This window comes from Vibrio sp. 10N.247.310.24, assembly GCF_041467175.1.
Classification (GTDB): Bacteria; Pseudomonadota; Gammaproteobacteria; order Enterobacterales; family Vibrionaceae; genus Vibrio; species Vibrio tasmaniensis_A.
Genome location: NZ_JBFSUD010000029.1, coordinates 1 through 15653, shown reverse-complemented (window position 1 = coordinate 15653; position 15653 = coordinate 1). Strand labels below are relative to the sequence as shown.

13 protein-coding genes and 1 pseudogene are annotated in these 15653 nt (G+C 44.9%); 5 read left to right on the top strand and 9 right to left on the bottom strand.

What is annotated here, in order from left to right; all coding sequences use genetic code 11:
- The first annotated feature begins 9 nt into the window (after positions 1 to 9).
- Both AB6E08_RS11110 and AB6E08_RS11105 read left to right on the top strand, forming a co-directional pair.
- Positions 10 to 3045, top strand: coding sequence for an FAD-binding and (Fe-S)-binding domain-containing protein (locus AB6E08_RS11110; protein ID WP_017099833.1), 3036 nt, complete (start codon positions 10 to 12; stop codon positions 3043 to 3045).
- Between the two features lie 66 nt (positions 3046 to 3111).
- Positions 3112 to 3573: an isoprenylcysteine carboxylmethyltransferase family protein gene (locus tag AB6E08_RS11105; RefSeq protein ID WP_017099834.1), complete on the top strand. Its 462-nt coding sequence runs from the start codon at positions 3112 to 3114 to the stop codon at positions 3571 to 3573.
- A 126-nt stretch (positions 3574 to 3699) separates the two neighbouring features.
- Here the strand turns inward: AB6E08_RS11105 and AB6E08_RS11100 are convergent, their stop codons facing one another.
- The 6 genes from AB6E08_RS11100 to hutC all read right to left on the bottom strand — a co-directional run bounded on the left by AB6E08_RS11100 (position 3700) and on the right by hutC (position 11064).
- On the bottom strand, positions 3700 to 4425 hold the full coding sequence (locus AB6E08_RS11100; RefSeq protein WP_010438254.1) for a DUF3581 domain-containing protein: 726 nt from the start codon (positions 4423 to 4425) through the stop codon (positions 3700 to 3702).
- Between the two features lie 226 nt (positions 4426 to 4651).
- A complete protein-coding gene (gene hutH / locus AB6E08_RS11095; protein WP_372063602.1) occupies positions 4652 to 6184 on the bottom strand; it encodes a histidine ammonia-lyase in 1533 nt (510 codons plus the stop codon).
- A 14-nt stretch (positions 6185 to 6198) separates the two neighbouring features.
- Positions 6199 to 7893: a urocanate hydratase gene (gene hutU, locus AB6E08_RS11090; protein ID WP_102474737.1), complete on the bottom strand. Its 1695-nt coding sequence runs from the start codon at positions 7891 to 7893 to the stop codon at positions 6199 to 6201.
- Between the two features lie 60 nt (positions 7894 to 7953).
- A complete protein-coding gene (hutG, locus tag AB6E08_RS11085; RefSeq protein ID WP_372063600.1) occupies positions 7954 to 9000 on the bottom strand; it encodes a formimidoylglutamase in 1047 nt (348 codons plus the stop codon).
- Positions 8987 to 10237 (bottom strand): imidazolonepropionase, encoded by a 1251-nt coding sequence (gene hutI, locus AB6E08_RS11080; RefSeq protein WP_372063598.1) that lies wholly within the window; start codon positions 10235 to 10237, stop codon positions 8987 to 8989. The genes hutG and hutI overlap by 14 nt, the downstream gene beginning before the upstream one ends.
- A 113-nt stretch (positions 10238 to 10350) precedes the next feature.
- On the bottom strand, positions 10351 to 11064 hold the full coding sequence (hutC, locus tag AB6E08_RS11075; protein ID WP_372063596.1) for a histidine utilization repressor: 714 nt from the start codon (positions 11062 to 11064) through the stop codon (positions 10351 to 10353).
- A 181-nt stretch (positions 11065 to 11245) separates the two neighbouring features.
- On the opposite strand from hutC, the gene AB6E08_RS11070 reads away from it, so the two are divergent.
- Entirely contained in the window at positions 11246 to 11989 is a 744-nt protein-coding gene (locus tag AB6E08_RS11070; RefSeq protein WP_372063594.1) for a sporulation protein, read from the top strand.
- A 96-nt stretch (positions 11990 to 12085) separates the two neighbouring features.
- Here the strand turns inward: AB6E08_RS11070 and AB6E08_RS11065 are convergent.
- A pseudogene (locus AB6E08_RS11065) lies at positions 12086 to 13048 on the bottom strand (DUF3187 family protein).
- 283 nt (positions 13049 to 13331) lie between these two features.
- Between AB6E08_RS11065 and AB6E08_RS11060 the strand changes: the two are divergent.
- Both AB6E08_RS11060 and AB6E08_RS11055 read left to right on the top strand, forming a co-directional pair.
- Entirely contained in the window at positions 13332 to 13646 is a 315-nt protein-coding gene (locus AB6E08_RS11060) for a MarR family transcriptional regulator (RefSeq protein ID WP_372063592.1), read from the top strand.
- A gap of 160 nt (positions 13647 to 13806) precedes the next feature.
- Entirely contained in the window at positions 13807 to 14622 is an 816-nt protein-coding gene (locus AB6E08_RS11055; RefSeq protein WP_372063590.1) for a tetratricopeptide repeat protein, read from the top strand.
- 244 nt (positions 14623 to 14866) lie between these two features.
- On the opposite strand, the gene AB6E08_RS11050 is transcribed toward AB6E08_RS11055, so the two are convergent.
- On the bottom strand, positions 14867 to 15217 hold the full coding sequence (locus AB6E08_RS11050) for a hypothetical protein (protein WP_009846499.1): 351 nt from the start codon (positions 15215 to 15217) through the stop codon (positions 14867 to 14869).
- Entirely contained in the window at positions 15210 to 15458 is a 249-nt protein-coding gene (locus AB6E08_RS11045) for a hypothetical protein (RefSeq protein WP_372159906.1), read from the bottom strand. Before AB6E08_RS11045 ends, AB6E08_RS11050 begins: the two co-directional genes overlap by 8 nt.
- Positions 15459 to 15653: the final 195 nt, after the last annotated feature.

The following is a 15653-nucleotide window of genomic DNA, read 5'->3' as shown; positions in this document are numbered from 1 at the left end:
AGGAAGCAAATGTTACCAAGACTTCAACTCAATGCTGATGTCGATCCAGTTGTCGTACGCTTTTTAGATGAACTAAAAACAGCGGGCTTTACTGGCGACATTGAATCTCAATATTCTAGCCGTTTGGCTGTGGCGACTGATAACAGTGTCTATCAGCAATTGCCGCAGGCAGTCATTCTCCCTAAAACAACTCAAGACGTTGTGTTGATCGGTAAAGTGGGTGCAAAATCTGCTTATGAACGCGTGACCTTTTCCCCTCGTGGCGGTGGCACCGGTACCAACGGACAGTCTTTAACAAAAGGCGTTGTGGTTGACCTGTCTCGTTATATGAACAAGGTTCTTGAGATTAACGAGCAAGAAGGCTGGGTAAGAGTTCAGTCAGGTATCGTTAAAGACCAATTGAACGATGCTGTGCGTCCGTATGGTTACTTTTTCTCTCCAGACCTTTCTACCAGTAACCGAGCAACCTTAGGTGGAATGATCAATACCGATGCTTCGGGCCAAGGGTCATTGAAGTACGGTAAAACGTCTGACCATGTGTTGTCGCTGCAAGCCGTCTTCGCAGATGGTTCATGTCTCGAATCCGATTTATCACACGGCTTACCTGCTGAAGGTGAATTTGCTCACCATGCCCTTACAGTAACTGAAGCCGTTTGTCGAGATAAGCGCGCTCAAATTCTTAATAAATTCCCACCATTGAACCGCTTCTTAACTGGTTACGATTTAAAGAACGCAATCAACGAAGAAGACGATAGCTTTGACCTGACTCGTGTTCTATGTGGTGCAGAAGGTTCATTAGCATTCATCACTGAAGCAAAGCTGAACCTCACGCCGATTCCAAAAGCACGAACGTTGGTTAACGTGAAATACAACACGTTCGATTCTGCACTGCGTAATGCGCCGTTCATGGTAGAAGCGAAAGCGCTGTCTGTTGAAACCGTTGACTCAAGAGTATTGAACCTAGCGAAACAAGACATTGTTTGGCACACCGTGAGCGATTTGCTTATGGATGTTCCAAATAAAGAGATGCTTGGTATCAACATGGTTGAGTTTGCAGGCCAAGATGAAGCGGAAGTTGAACAACAAGTTCAAGCGCTGACCGCACAGCTTGAAAGCATGGTAGAAACTGAAGACGCGGGTGTGATTGGCTTCCAAGTGTGCAGTGATTTAGCGAGCATTGGCCGAATCTACAACATGCGTAAGAAAGCGGTAGGTCTATTAGGTGCGGCGAAAGGCCGAGCTAAGCCAGTCGCTTTTGCTGAAGATACCTGTGTACCACCAGAAAACTTGGCCGACTTCATCTCTGAATTTAGAGTATTACTCGATTCAAAAGAGTTGAACTACGGCATGTTTGGTCACGTGGATGCGGGCGTACTGCACGTTCGTCCTGCTTTAGATTTGTGTGATCCGATGCAAGAAGCATTGATGCATGAAGTCTCTGATGAAGTGGTTAAGCTGGTGGCTAAATACGGCGGCTTGATGTGGGGTGAACACGGTAAAGGCTTCCGTTCTGAGTATGGTCCTGACTTCTTTGGTGAAGAGCTGTTTACCGAATTAAGACGAGTTAAAGCGGCATTTGACCCGCATAACAAGATGAACCCAGGCAAGATCTGTACGCCGTTAGAAAGCGATGCTGAGTTGGTGAAAGTCACTGATACCAAGCGTGGTTTCTACGATCGTCAGATCGACGTACAAGTCCGTGATAGCTTCAAGCAAGCGATGGAATGTAATGGTAACGGCTTGTGTTTCAACTACGATACGAGTTCGCCAATGTGTCCTTCGATGAAAGTCACGGCTGACCGTCGTCATTCACCAAAGGGCCGTGCAGGCTTGGTTCGTGAATGGTTACGTCAGTTAACGGAACAAGGCGTCGATATTCTCGATTTAGAGCAAGAAGCGCTGAAGGACAATACTCCGATTAAAACCATGGTGGAACGTGTTCGTAACACGATGAACAAACGCCATGAGTACGATTTCTCGCATGAAGTTCATGAAGCGATGAACGGTTGTTTGGCGTGTAAAGCGTGTGCGAGCCAGTGTCCTATTAAAGTTGATGTTCCGAGCTTCCGTTCTCGATTCTTAAACATTTATTACTCACGCTACCAACGCCCTGCAAAAGACTATTTAGTCGCCAACATTGAAACCATGCTGCCGCTAATGGCGAAAGCGCCAAAGGTTGTTAACGCTGCCTTGGGTCAAAAATGGATACAAACCGCAACGGCGAAAACGGTCGGTTATGTTGATGCACCACTGATGTCGGTACCTACACTTAAAAATCGTCTGGCGAGCAAAGAGCTGCAACTCTTCGACTTACAGTACTTAGAAGGCTTGTCTTCTGAAGAGAAGAAACAGCATGTGCTGATCGTTCAAGACCCGTTCACTAGCTTTTATGATGCGGAGGTGATTGAAGACTTCATCACTCTGGCTCAAAAACTTGGTAAAATTCCGGTGTTGCTGCCGTTTAAGCCAAATGGTAAAGCTCTGCACATTAAAGGCTTCTTAAGTCGTTTTGCGCGTGAAGCGAAATCAACATCGGATTTCTTGTCGATGGTGGCGGATATCGGTATTCCTTTGGTGGGTGTGGACCCGGCTCTTGTGCTTTGTTACCGCGATGAATACGTAGAGATCTTAGGTGACAAACGTGGCGACTTTGATGTGCTTACCGTGCATGAATGGTTAATGCCATCGTTAGGTGAGTTCGAAGCACGTTCAGCAAGTGAAGATATGTGGTACTTGTTTGCTCACTGTACTGAGAAAACCAAAATGCCGAACGCTGAAAAAGAGTGGGGCACTATCTTCAAGCACTTTGGTGCTGCGTTAACCAGCGTTCCGGTTGGCTGTTGTGGTATGGCGGGCACCTTCGGGCATGAAGTTGATAAGTTACAAATGTCGAAAGACATATACGGTTTAAGCTGGAAGCCTCAAATGCAGGACTTACCAAAAGATCGTTGTTTGGTGACGGGCTATTCTTGCCGTAGCCAAGTGAAGCGTTTTGAAGGTGAGAAGCTTGCTCACCCATTACAAGCGCTAGCAAAAATTCTTTAATACATTTAGCCCAGCAATTGCTGGGCTTTTTTCTAAACTAACAAAGGAATGTTAATAAGGAAAAGTATGAATTTTCTAGAATTAAAAGTACCACCCGTTGCACTGTTCATTATTGTATTCGTAGCATCATACTTCTGCGCTCAGCAGTTGAGCCAAGGAACATTGGCAATGCCTTATCGAATGGTTGTGCTCGGTATCGGGATTGTCTTGAGTGGTGTTATTGGGATATCAGGCATATGGGAGTTTCGCAAACAGAAAACCACCGTTAATCCGATCAAAGTCGACACCGCTTCTGCAGTTGTGGACAGTGGAATCTTTGGCTACACGCGAAACCCTATGTATCTAGGGCTATTTATCCTACTGTTTTGTTTTGGCTATTTCTTCCAAAACCTGTTCAGTGTTTTACTCAGTTTTGTATTCGTAATGTACATGAATCAGTTCCAAATTAAGCCAGAAGAACGCGCTCTAGAGCAATTGTTCGGTGCGGAATATGTTGATTATAAACAAAAGGTTAGACGCTGGGTTTAGTTTTGACTTGAGTAGCTTGATGTCATTAGTCATCGAAATGAAAAAGCCCAGCTTGTGATACCAAGCTGGGCTTTATTGATCTTGTTTTTAGCTGTTTACATCAAGTGATGTAAATAAGGATGCTGATTAAGCGGCAGCTGCGAACTGAGCTAGAAACATCTCTTTACGCTCGTTGAAGCGGTTTACTAGGTCGTCTACAGAAGCTTGGTCGTATGGCTTAAGGCCACTTGCTACCATGCGCTTCACGCCTTTACCGACTACTTCGCCGTCTTCTTTGAAATCGAAGTTCAGAGTCACGATGCCACGTTTGCCTTCAACATCAAAAGTCGCGCCAGAGAATTCAACTTCTGGGTGAGACAGGTCTAGGCGAGTAAATTCAACTTCCATGCTCTCGTAAATCACTAGAGGACGCTGGCAGTTGATCATCATTTGTTGTTCTTCCATAAGAGGAACCATGATGTGTGGGAAGTTCATGCCAGAGAACTTAACGTAGTTTGTTACTACGTGCTCGATGAATGCTTGATCGTGGCTCTTTTCACCTTCACAAGACATGTGCAGGTACTCTTTGCCTTTCTCGTCAACCAGTGAGCTTTCTTTCTCACACTTGTTGTCAACGCTTAGCGCAATACCGTTACCTACCATACCTGAAAAATCAAAACGCATTTTTTGGCTGATGCCTTCTTTTTGCAGAAGTACTGCAAACAAAAGATCGCCAGGCACGCAGAAGCGCTTGTTGTCTTCATCGTGAATTGGGTTGAAGTCAGCGGCTACTTTTTTTGCAAAGTGGCTAGCTTGTTCACGAGTGAATTGAAATTGATTGTCTTCAGTAGAAAAGTAAGGTGTCAGAAACATAGTATCGCTATTAGTCATCAAATCTGGCGGGGATTATAGCTAACTAACTTGGTTTTAATGGTCTATCCAGTTAACTTTGCTTATATATCAGTCAATTAGATAAATACGTTGGATGGTATGTGACGATTTGAAGGGAGATATGGCCTTTGGCTCAATGCAACAAGGGCTAATTAATAGCCCTTGTTTATATGACACTCTAATGGGTGTTGTTCAGAATGTTTTTGCTTTAAAAGCTACACAAAGTACCTTCTGGCATTAGGTGATTATGAACGGACAATTTGAGCAACAGGTTAGCTTGTTCAATATCCGGTGCAAAATATCTGTCTTTGTCGTAGAAGCTCACTTTTTCACGCAGAATTTGTTTTGCTTCTTCTACTCGAGGTGACGATAGGTTTGGCGCTCGGAAGTCCAGGCCTTGTGCTGCTGCTAAGTATTCAACGGCCAAGATGCCACGAGTGTTTTCTGCCATGTCACGCAGTCGACGACCCGCAAAGGTTGCCATAGATACATGATCTTCTTGGTTTGCCGATGTTGGAAGGCTGTCTACTGATGCTGGGTGTGCCAGTGTTTTATTCTCGCTTGCCAGAGCAGCAGACGTTACTTGAGCAATCATAAAGCCTGAGTTAACGCCGCCGTTATCGACCAAGAAAGGTGGAAGTTTGCTTAGTGCGCTATCAATCAGTAGTGCCATTCTTCGTTCAGAAAGGCTACCAATTTCTGCAATCGCAAGTGCTAGGTTATCCGCTGCCATTGCCACAGGTTCTGCGTGGAAGTTACCACCTGAAATAATGTCGCCGTCTTCAGCAAATACCAATGGGTTGTCCGATACCGAGTTCGCTTCAACGTTTAATGTTTCTGCTGAATTACGAATTTGCTGTAAACAGGCACCCATCACTTGAGGCTGACAACGTAGCGAGTAAGGGTCTTGAACCTTTTCACAGCAAGTGTGTGATTCACCAATCTCACTCTTTTGATCAAGCATATGGCGATAAGCAAGCGCGGCATCCATTTGACCACGATGACCACGAACGCGGTGAATTCGAGGGTCAAACGGGCGACGACTACCCAGTGCGGCTTCAACAGACATTGCACCACACACAGTCGCAGAAGCGAACAAGTCTTCTGCTGCGAACAGACCTTCTAATGCAAAGGCAGTCGATGCTTGTGTGCCGTTTAACAGCGCTAAGCCTTCTTTCGGCGCAAGTGTGATTGGTTCAAGACCTGCGATCTGCATTGCTTCTAAGCCAGTGATGAGCTTGCCGTTGTGGCGTGCTTGGCCTTCACCTAGCAAAACGGTACTCATGTGGGCGAGGGGAGCAAGATCTCCAGATGCGCCTACTGATCCTTTTTGTGGAACACACGGGTAAACCTGTGCGTTCACAAGATCGATAAGAGCATTAATCACTTTGAGGCGGATACCCGAGTAACCGCGAGACAAGCTGTTAATCTTCAATACCATCATCAAACGCACGGTTTCATCAGACATGAATTTACCAATGCCCGCCGCGTGAGAAAGCACGATACTTTTCTGTAGTACTTCTAAATCCTCAGGGGCGATTTTGGTATTTGCTAACAAGCCAAAACCCGTGTTGATGCCATACACAGTGCGATCTTCAGCAATCACTTGCTCGACAACGTGCATGCTCGCTTCAATATCAGGAATCGCTGCTGGATCGAGTGATAAGTTTACAGGGCTACGGCTAATCTTACGCAGTTCAGGCAGGCCTAGAAGTCCTGGCTTAAGTAATAAATTCAACATGTTCTCTCCAGACATTAAAGGCGACGAAGTTCTTCGTTTAGCATAGGTAAATCAAGCTTCTGCTCTTTAGCACACTGCTTGGCAATATCGTAACCCGCATCAGCATGACGCATAACGCCAGTAGCCGGATCATTGTGAAGTACACGAGCAATACGTTGTGACGCATCTTCGCTACCGTCACAACAAATCACCATACCTGAGTGTTGTGAGAAGCCCATGCCAACGCCGCCACCGTGGTGCAGAGAAACCCATGTTGCGCCACCTGCAGTATTTAGAAGGGCGTTCAATAGAGGCCAATCTGATACGGCATCTGATCCATCCATCATGCCTTCTGTTTCGCGGTTCGGGCTCGCTACTGAACCTGAATCTAGGTGGTCACGACCGATAACAACGGGTGCTTTCAGTTCGCCATTTTTAACCATTTCATTGAATGCTTGGCCTAAACGTTCACGATCTTTCAAGCCAACCCAACAAATACGCGCTGGTAGACCTTGGAACTGAATGCGTTCACGCGCCATATCTAACCAGTTATGAAGATGTGGGTTGTCTGGAATCAGTTCTTTTACTTTTTGGTCTGTTTTGTAGATATCTTCTGGGTCGCCAGAAAGGGCAGCCCAACGGAACGGCCCGATACCTTCACAGAATAAAGGACGAATATAAGCAGGAACGAAACCTGGGAAATCAAATGCGTTTTCCACGCCTTCTTCCAGTGCCATTTGGCGAATGTTGTTGCCGTAATCTACAGTCGCAGCGCCACGGTACTGAAGATCTAGCATGGCTTGTACTTGAATAGCCATAGATTGCTTAGCGGCTTTCACTACTTTCGCTTCATCAACTAAACGTTCTTGTGCCGCTTTTTCCATCGTCCAACCCTGAGGCAAGTAGCCGTTCAGTGGATCGTGGGCAGAGGTTTGGTCAGTCACGACGTCAGGCGTGATATTGCGTTCAACTAACTCTGGGAATACATCAGCAGCGTTGCCTAATAGGCCTACAGAGATTGGTGTGTCTGATTCTTTAATCATTGCCATCGCTTCATCTATGCTGGTGGCTTTTTTGTCGACATAGCCAGTACGCAAGCGGTAGTCGATTCGTGATTCATCACATTCAACCGCGATCATTGAGAAGCCAGCCATAGTTGCAGCAAGAGGTTGAGCACCACCCATGCCGCCAAGACCACCAGTTAGAACCCACTTGCCGTTTGCTTCGCCTTGGAAGTGCTTTTTCGCGATAGCAACAAACGTTTCATAAGTACCTTGAACGATGCCTTGTGAACCAATGTAGATCCAGCTGCCCGCTGTCATTTGGCCGTACATCATCAAGCCTTCTTTATCGAGCTCGTTGAAGTGTTCCCAGTTCGCCCAGTGTGGAACAAGGTTCGAGTTAGCAATTAGCACGCGAGGTGCGTTTTTATGAGTCGGGAACACGCCCACAGGTTTACCTGATTGAACAAGTAACGTTTGGTCGTCTTCTAAACGCTCTAATACTTCAACAATCTTGTCATAACATTTCCAATCACGTGCCGCGCGACCAATACCGCCATACACAACCAGTGCATGTGGGTGTTCTGCCACATCAGGGTCTAGGTTGTTCATCAGCATACGTAGTGGTGCTTCTGTTAACCAAGATTTAGCGCGCAAAGTGGTGCCATGAGGTGCGCGAATTTCGCGAGTCGTGTCGAGACGAGGGTCACTGTTGTGGTGTTCCGTCATTTTGGAATTCCTTCTGTTTCACGTTATATCGTTGTAGTTGTAGTTATCGGTATAGCTGGATTATTCACTGGCCATTGCACTGGCTATATCCCAACACAAACGTGCCGCCAACCGAGCCGTTTGGCCATCGATGTCGTAGTCTGGGTTGTATTCCGCAATGTCCGCGATAATGAGTTTTTCACTGTGTTGGAAAATCTGTTCTAGAAAAGGAGCGAGTGCTTCATAGCTCACGCCTCTTGCCGCTGGTGCACTTACGCCCGGCGCAGTCGCCGCGGGGAATACATCGAGATCAATGGTGAGATAGAGGTAATCACACTCAGCGATAAATTTTTGCAACTTAACCAGTTGAGCAACTTGGTTAACTTGGGTCATGTTGCGGTCGTGTTCATACCAAACACCCAGTTGGTCAGCTTTATTAAACAGCGCTTTGGTATTGCTGGCCGCGCTAACGCCAAGGCAAGCGTAATGAAACGGCCATTGATGTGTGTGGCAGTAATCACTTATCTGGTTGAAAGGCGTGCCTGAGCTCGGTTTAACATCGGCGATGTCGCTTTCAAATTCACGAAGATCAAAGTGAGCATCAAAGTTAACGATGCCGATCTTAGGTTTGCGTTCTGGCTGATCTTTATCAAGGTGTTCCATTTGATGTAAATGATCAGCGAGTCCTTGGAAAGATGCCCAAGCCACTTCGTGACCACCGCCGAGGGTAATCACTTTGTTGATTGCTAAAGCATTGGCAATCACAGAAGCACACTGTTTTTGACTGACTTCGAGCTTACCATCATTGCACTCGATATCACCAAGGTCAGCGATGTGTGCGTCACTGTGCCAAGCCATATTAGCTAACGCTTGACGAATCAGGTTGGGTGCTTGTTTCGCGCCCACTCGACCTTTGTTTCTTGCAACGCCTGCATCGCTGGCAAAGCCTACCAAGGCGATTGCGCGGTCATTAAGCTCGTCACTTAAATCACTATGTTGCACTTGTTTGGTAATGTGATGAACGCGTGTACCTAGTGCGCCATCTTCAAGATCATTACGTCCCGTCCACACGAAGTTATGTACGGTTTCTGAGTTCTTTTGAATGCCGTTGGAATTAGATTGAGTCATGACACACCTCGCCATTAACAATGCGTTTATGAAGATGAGGAACACCGACTTGATAGCTTAGATCGGCAGGGTGCTCGATATTCCAGATAGCTAAATCAGCGGCATAAGCAACTTCAATTTTGCCTTTAGTTTGTGAGTCGCCAATGGCAGCGGCAGCGTTGCAAGTTACACCACGCAATGCTTCTTCAGGTGTCGTGCCAAACAGGGTGCAGCTCATGTTCATCATCAGCGTTAAATCAGCAAAGGGTGAAGTGCCGGGGTTTAAGTCGGTCGCGATCGCCATTGGGATTTTGTGTTCACGAAGTAAAGCAACAGGTGGCTGTTGAGTCTCTTTCAAGAAGTAGAAAGCACCGGGTAATAAGGTGGCGACTGTGCCTGATTCTGCCAGCGCTTTTACTCCGGTTTCATCAAGGTATTCAACATGGTCGACAGAGAGTGCACCGTATTTAGCTGCGAGCGCACTGCCGCTCATATTTGAAAGTTGTTCAGTGTGGCCTTTAATCGCGAGCCCATGTGCTTTGGCTGTTGCAAATACACGTTCGGTCTGTTCTAGGTTGAAGCCGATAGACTCGCAGAACACGTCAACCGCATCGGCGAGCCCTTGCTCTGCAGCTTTAGGAATGATCTCTTGGCAAACCAGATCGATATAGCTGTCCGGTTGCTCTTTGTATTCGGGTGGCACAGCATGCGCTGCAAGGAGAGTCGTGGTGATATTAATTCGGCGATGATTCTCTAAAGCTTTGGCTGCGCGTAACATTTTGAGTTCATCATCAAGTGTTAAACCATAGCCAGATTTTACTTCGATGCTGGTTACGCCACTTCTTAGTAGGCCATCAAGTCTCGGTAATGCCATTTCAACCAGCTCAGACTCTTGCGCTGCGCGTGTTGCAGTGACTGTCGCTAGAATGCCGCCGCCTTGCTTGGCGATGTCGGTGTAAGACACACCATTCAAACGCTGCTCAAATTCATTGGCACGATTACCCGCAAATACGAGGTGAGTGTGGCAATCAATCAGCCCAGGGGTGACTAACTTGTTTTTGCAATCATAGGTGATGTAATCCAAAGAACCATCAACACTTACTTGTTCTAACTCAGAAGCAAGTACGCCTTGGTTTGAACAAGAGATGGACACGATTTTACCGCTTTCGATAACGATATCTTGAGGGGAAGAGGGCTGATAGCCATCGGCTCCCGAGCTCATGGAGACCACTCGTGCGTTTTTGAGGATCAAATTCATAATCACCTAGATCTTTGCTAAACATTAAATGTATATACAAATAAATAGGCTAAACGCTGACCCGAATCAAGTTGATGTTGCAAAAATGTGATCGGCGATCAGGATGATGTTCTTTAATCTAGAAGTATCTTGGAGCTTAATTTGTACTTAGAACCAGGATGGTAGAGCAATGCAAAGCTGATTAGGCGCTCTTTGCTCCATGTTCTTCTATTCAAAAGTAGGCAAGGCTCTGATTCAGAAAGTTTTAGTGACGTTCTAATTTGAGAGTCAGGAATAATGGCTTCAACCGTATGCTCGATAGCACTCAACGGGCAGCTTTTTGAAAGGTATTCGTTGGGTGTAGAGGTTGAGAAATCTTGCTCTAGGTATTTTGGAGCGGTTTGAGAGTTCACCCAACGCGCTTCCAATTGAATCGGTGCGTTGTCGGCAAAGTGTATGATTTCACTATAGAACACTTCTGCATTAATCATCACACCTAACCGTGTAGCCGTGCTTTCATCAGCTTTGATGCTATCGTGTTTGATAACTTGGCTAGTATACGTTTGGCCTCGGTCTTTGATCTCTTGCGCGATGTTGTTGATATCAAGCAACGGAGATTGCGCTTTTTCGTCTGGTTCACAAACAAAAGTCCCCAGTCTTGGCTTCCTGATGAGTTTGCCTTCAGACACAAGATCTCGAATCGCTTTATTGACCGTCATTCGACTCACATTGAACTGCTCTGTGAGTTCGAGTTCTGTGGTTATCTGGTAACCCACTGGCCAGTGACCACTGTTGATATTCTCGTCTATGAACTGTTTTATCTGAAGGTAGAGCGGCGCTTTCGACATAATGAAACCTTATTTGACTATACAAATAGAGTAACGGAATTTTTCACGATTTCAACATTTCCTCGGGCAATGTGACCTTATTCAACATAGATGGGGCAAATTGCTTGATTCTGTGAGGCAAGTGTCGCAAATTGTCACGCAATAACTATTCGTAAATCAGATAATTAGAAAGGGAAATAATATGTTTAAGAAATTAAAGGCCTCGTTGGGCATCGGTGCAGCAAAGGTTGATACTGTCTTAGATAATATTGAAGTTTTCCAAGGTGGAGAGTTGTCTGGCAATGTTCACATTGTTGGTGGCGACGTTGAGCAACAAATCGACTTGATTAACTTGGTTATCAACACAGAAGTAAAAGTAGAAACGGAAGACAGTACCAGCTACGAAACCTTTTCACTGGGTCGTATTCAAGCGGTAGAGCCTTTCGTTATCCAACCGGGCGAAACCAAACTGGTTCCATTCCGTCTTAAGTTAAATGATGAAACGCCAGTCACTGCGTTGAATGCACAAATGAACCAATGCCATGTGTGGGTTGAAACCAACCTAGATATCGGCTTCGCGATTGATCCTAAAGACCGCGACTTCATCTCTGTACACCCATTGCCAACAGTCGCTAAAATCATCCAAGGTGTGGAAGCATCGGGAATGGCAATGGTGAAAGCTGATGTAGAGAAGGGCTTCTTGAAAGGCAACAGCTTTGCTTCTCGCTCTGGCTGTTACCAAGAGATTGAGTTTCGCAGCGGCGGCTTCATGAATAATAAAGAGATCGAGCTGTCATTCATCGTTGAAGGTTCAATGGTTCACTGCCTAGCAGAAATCGACCGCTCAATGAGCTTCCGTGGCGACCAATACATCTCATTCAGCTTGCCTGCGAACGCTGCCGATTCTGACATTCGCAACGCAGTCTCAAGAATCATGAGTGCGTAGTTGCTCTGACTTATATAGAAATAACATAGTATTCCAAAGTCGAATTTAACCGTTCGACTTTTTTGTTTCTGCCATTTACCACTGATGACGATAGGCCTATTGGAAGGTCACATCGGTGGAGTTGTTCATGTTGAAGATGTTCTCGATTATGGATATCTCAACTGCCGAGCGTTGCATGAGATAGCGATAGCCAAACATCATTTCATTCGCGGCTTCTGAAAACTCAGTGTCACCATCTTCTGCGCCTTCATACCAACGGTATTCAAGATGCAATTCATGGTTTTCAAATAGCGTGAGTTGATAGCCGCCCATCCATGACCATGTCGTCTTCTTATGAGAAAAGCTATTCTCTGCTTCTCTACTGGACTGATTCGCTCACCCTAAGCTTGTATAGAAGGTATTGATGTCGAGTTGGTATGCATAGTTGAGTTGAGCGCTTTGTTCGGTGCTGTTTCCCTTAAATGCACCGTGGCTGACGTTGTTATGATAGAGGGAGACGCCAAAAGATAAGCCGTGGTTTTCTATATCTATGATTTGATATTGGGTGTAGAGCGTGAAAGCGTTAGTCAATGTGTCGCCGGAGAAGTCTCGATTATTGACATCATGGTCTGGTGCATAGATGTCGAATTGGTGTCTGTCTTTCTGATCTCGACCTGCTTGGTCGATGCTAAATAGGTCGTGAAAGTTAATGGTAATTTTGTCGAGGTGATTATTGGCGGCGTATAACCAGCGGTAATTGAGCTCTACTTGCCATGCTGTGGTTAATTGCCATCGTAGGCCAGTTTGAAGTTGGTTTTGATAATAGTCTAAGTGATAGTCGTGGGAGTGGGCCCAGATACTCGCGGCGGTGAAGGTTGTAAACACTTCAACCTTATTCTCTTCAAGAGGGAAGCCTGAACGGAGCGACGGGGTGAGACGAACCGACTGTAGTGGTGCTTGGGTATAACTGATTAGCGGGCCGTAATCTTTGTTGGGCCATGCGGTTGGAGTAAAAACAACAGTTGCTATTAGTAATGGTAAAGGTGGTATGAACGATATAAAGACAGCCTGTTTTCCCATATGCACCTCATCCGCATTCCGTTGCTTCTATACAGCTTAGTTCTAAATAATTAGTTTGTAAGAGATTAGTTGGAAGAGCGAACTCACAAGAGATAGGAGAAGTAGTTGAGTTGATACTGCTCGATTGGAAAAAGGAAGGGCAAGGGAGTTACCGCTAGCATATCAAATCTATCATTCGTGGCTAAAGAATTGCTGGCGAGACTGCTTTATTGCTGATTTTTAAAAAACGTTCACATTGAAAATGATCTGTTAGATCAACAAGTAAAAACCATCTAGATCATAATTGCAGAGGACAGTATTAGTATGGGTAAATCCGAGCAAAAAATGTGAGGTGAATCACATTCTAGTGGCCGCTGCGCGACTTGCCCCGCACCAGGTGAAATGGGTGAAGTTAAGCAAGACCCAATTAAAGGTATTTAATTCGATAAAGCAGGGTGAAGAAGTGACAGCGCAACTTATTGCAGAGCGATGTGATTTGTCACCAAGTTGGGCCAGTTCTCTTTTGAGAAGTTTATATCTGAGATGCTATCTAACGAGATCGAGTGTAGGGCTAGATTTGGGAGGAGTGCAATTTGGTTATCAACATTACAATAATTGAATGTTCTAAAGGCAGCCGTCTTGCATATCGAAATTATACTCAAGTTGAATCGTAATCTTCGGCATTTCGATTGAATAAGCCTCAGCTTTTGCGGCACAATGGCAGAGATTGATGAGATCAATAGTATCGTTGCTGAATAATTAATTTGGAGTTGTGGTTCGTGGGTAAAGTTATAGGTTTGGAGAGCATTTTTAAAGCCGGAGTCATCGTATTGCTAACCCAGCAAGTCATGGGTTGTGTAAGTAGCCCAAAATCTGTGAGTATTTTGAGCACTGAACATGACCCCATTTATTCTTTTGAAGAAAAAAGCTGCAGTAAAGATATCAAAGCTTCTGATTATTATAGCAACCCTAAAGCGTTGAATAGCTTGTTGGATTGGCATCTAACTTCACCTGAAGTGAGCAACCCAGCGTGCATGAATAATATAGGTTGGATATACCACTTTATAGAAAGGGATTACCCCAAAGCACAAGAGTGGTACAAGCAGGCTGTAGCTCAGGGTAATTTGGATGCTATATATAATTTAGCATTATCTTATGATAGCCAATCTCCAACGCTTGGTAATTATGAGATGGCTTTCTCTTTGTATAAGCAGGCTGCGGAACAGAACCACATGTATGCTCAAAATAATTTGGCTCAAATGTATGAGCGTGGGCATGGGACACCTACGAACTTCACTAAAGCTAAATATTGGTTTGAAAAATCTTCTAATCAGTTTTACAGCCTAGCTTTTGTTCACTTAGGGTATCTCTATGAATATGGTTACGGTGTGGGTCAGGATTACGAGCAAGCGAAGCGGTATTATAAACAAGCTGTACAATTAGAAGATGCTAAAGGTGAGTTGCGCTTAGCATTGCTTTATTTGAGAGGGCAGGGTGGAGCTGTTGATAAAGAAAAAGCAATATTGCTGTTACAATCGTCAGCATCTAAAGGTAATAGTTACGCAAAATATCATCTATCTTTATTGTCTAGCTAGTCAGTAAATTCAGTAACCTAGGTTCTTCTGCAGCCTATAAGGTCGCAAACGCGGCTACACCCCGCGAAATAAAAATTTTTCGGGTCATATAGCCACCACCACTGGCATGACACTGAATTGCCAATATCGAACTTAGGTTTTGAGCGTGATGCGTAACGCTAAGCTGTAACCATCTTGTTTGCTTTAACAAACGAATGGTAAAAATGCAAAGCGTTGCAAATCAATCTTGAATAGTTTGCTATGTTTACTGATTCGTTTTGACCTCCTCTTGACGCTTTAGCGATGCTTTAGATTCTTGAGGTTTGATTACAGTGGATAGGAATATATCCTTGTAGATTCCTTTCACTGAAGCTGCAGTCACCGCAAAACCAGCGATTAATATGTATAGATCAATTTCATTTAGTAGTTTTTTAGCATCATCATTAAACGTTCCTAGAATGAGCAAAAAACCGCATATGATACCACTGGATTGAAGTATGGCGTTTACCATTACAGCCTGATTGAACTCGCGTTTCGCTCTGTGACACCTGTATGTATATATTAAGATCAAGATAGCTCCCAATATAGCCGATGGAATATATATGGCTTTATCCATTTTTATCCCCTTTCGCTACAGAGTCTCCAATTAAGCCTCCTAAAATGCCACCTATAATAGCGCCAAATGGGCCTCCAATTGATGCTCCAAATATTGCACCTCCAGCTGCAGCCCCCATGACCCTAGAGCTATCGTGTACTGGTGTATCATAAAGCTCATAATCAGCTTCGAGTTCTGCAACGCCACTCGATTTTTCAGATGTGTAATTGATAATACCTATAGGGTATTCCCAAACCTTCATCTCTACCTCATAGCTGGAACCACAGTTATGACATTCTTCAGAGATTATTGCGGTGTATTCATTCTCATCCCCCATCTGCCTACTTGAACCACCAGTAACTTCAAAAGAAGTAACTTCTTCTTCGTAAAACTCCCCACACTTCCCCCTCTGGCAGGATAGTTGTCACTGTTAAAATTTAACCAGTTTGGGCGATAA

Excerpts from the sequence above, each read along its gene's own strand:
- AB6E08_RS11070 (WP_372063594.1), top strand. The coding sequence starts at position 11,246 with ATGTTTAAGAAATTAAAGGCCTCGTTGGGCATCGGTGCAGCAAAGGTT.
- AB6E08_RS11105 (WP_017099834.1), top strand. The coding sequence starts at position 3,112 with ATGAATTTTCTAGAATTAAAAGTACCACCCGTTGCACTGTTCATTATT.
- hutC (WP_372063596.1), bottom strand. The coding sequence starts at position 11,064 with ATGTCGAAAGCGCCGCTCTACCTTCAGATAAAACAGTTCATAGACGAG.
- hutI (WP_372063598.1), bottom strand. The coding sequence starts at position 10,237 with ATGAATTTGATCCTCAAAAACGCACGAGTGGTCTCCATGAGCTCGGGA.
- hutH (WP_372063602.1), bottom strand. The coding sequence starts at position 6,184 with ATGTTGAATTTATTACTTAAGCCAGGACTTCTAGGCCTGCCTGAACTG.
- AB6E08_RS11100 (WP_010438254.1), bottom strand. The coding sequence starts at position 4,425 with ATGTTTCTGACACCTTACTTTTCTACTGAAGACAATCAATTTCAATTC.
- AB6E08_RS11045 (WP_372159906.1), bottom strand. The coding sequence starts at position 15,458 with ATGAAGGTTTGGGAATACCCTATAGGTATTATCAATTACACATCTGAA.
- hutU (WP_102474737.1), bottom strand. The coding sequence starts at position 7,893 with ATGACGGAACACCACAACAGTGACCCTCGTCTCGACACGACTCGCGAA.
- AB6E08_RS11110 (WP_017099833.1), top strand. The coding sequence starts at position 10 with ATGTTACCAAGACTTCAACTCAATGCTGATGTCGATCCAGTTGTCGTA.
- AB6E08_RS11050 (WP_009846499.1), bottom strand. The coding sequence starts at position 15,217 with ATGGATAAAGCCATATATATTCCATCGGCTATATTGGGAGCTATCTTG.
- hutG (WP_372063600.1), bottom strand. The coding sequence starts at position 9,000 with ATGACTCAATCTAATTCCAACGGCATTCAAAAGAACTCAGAAACCGTA.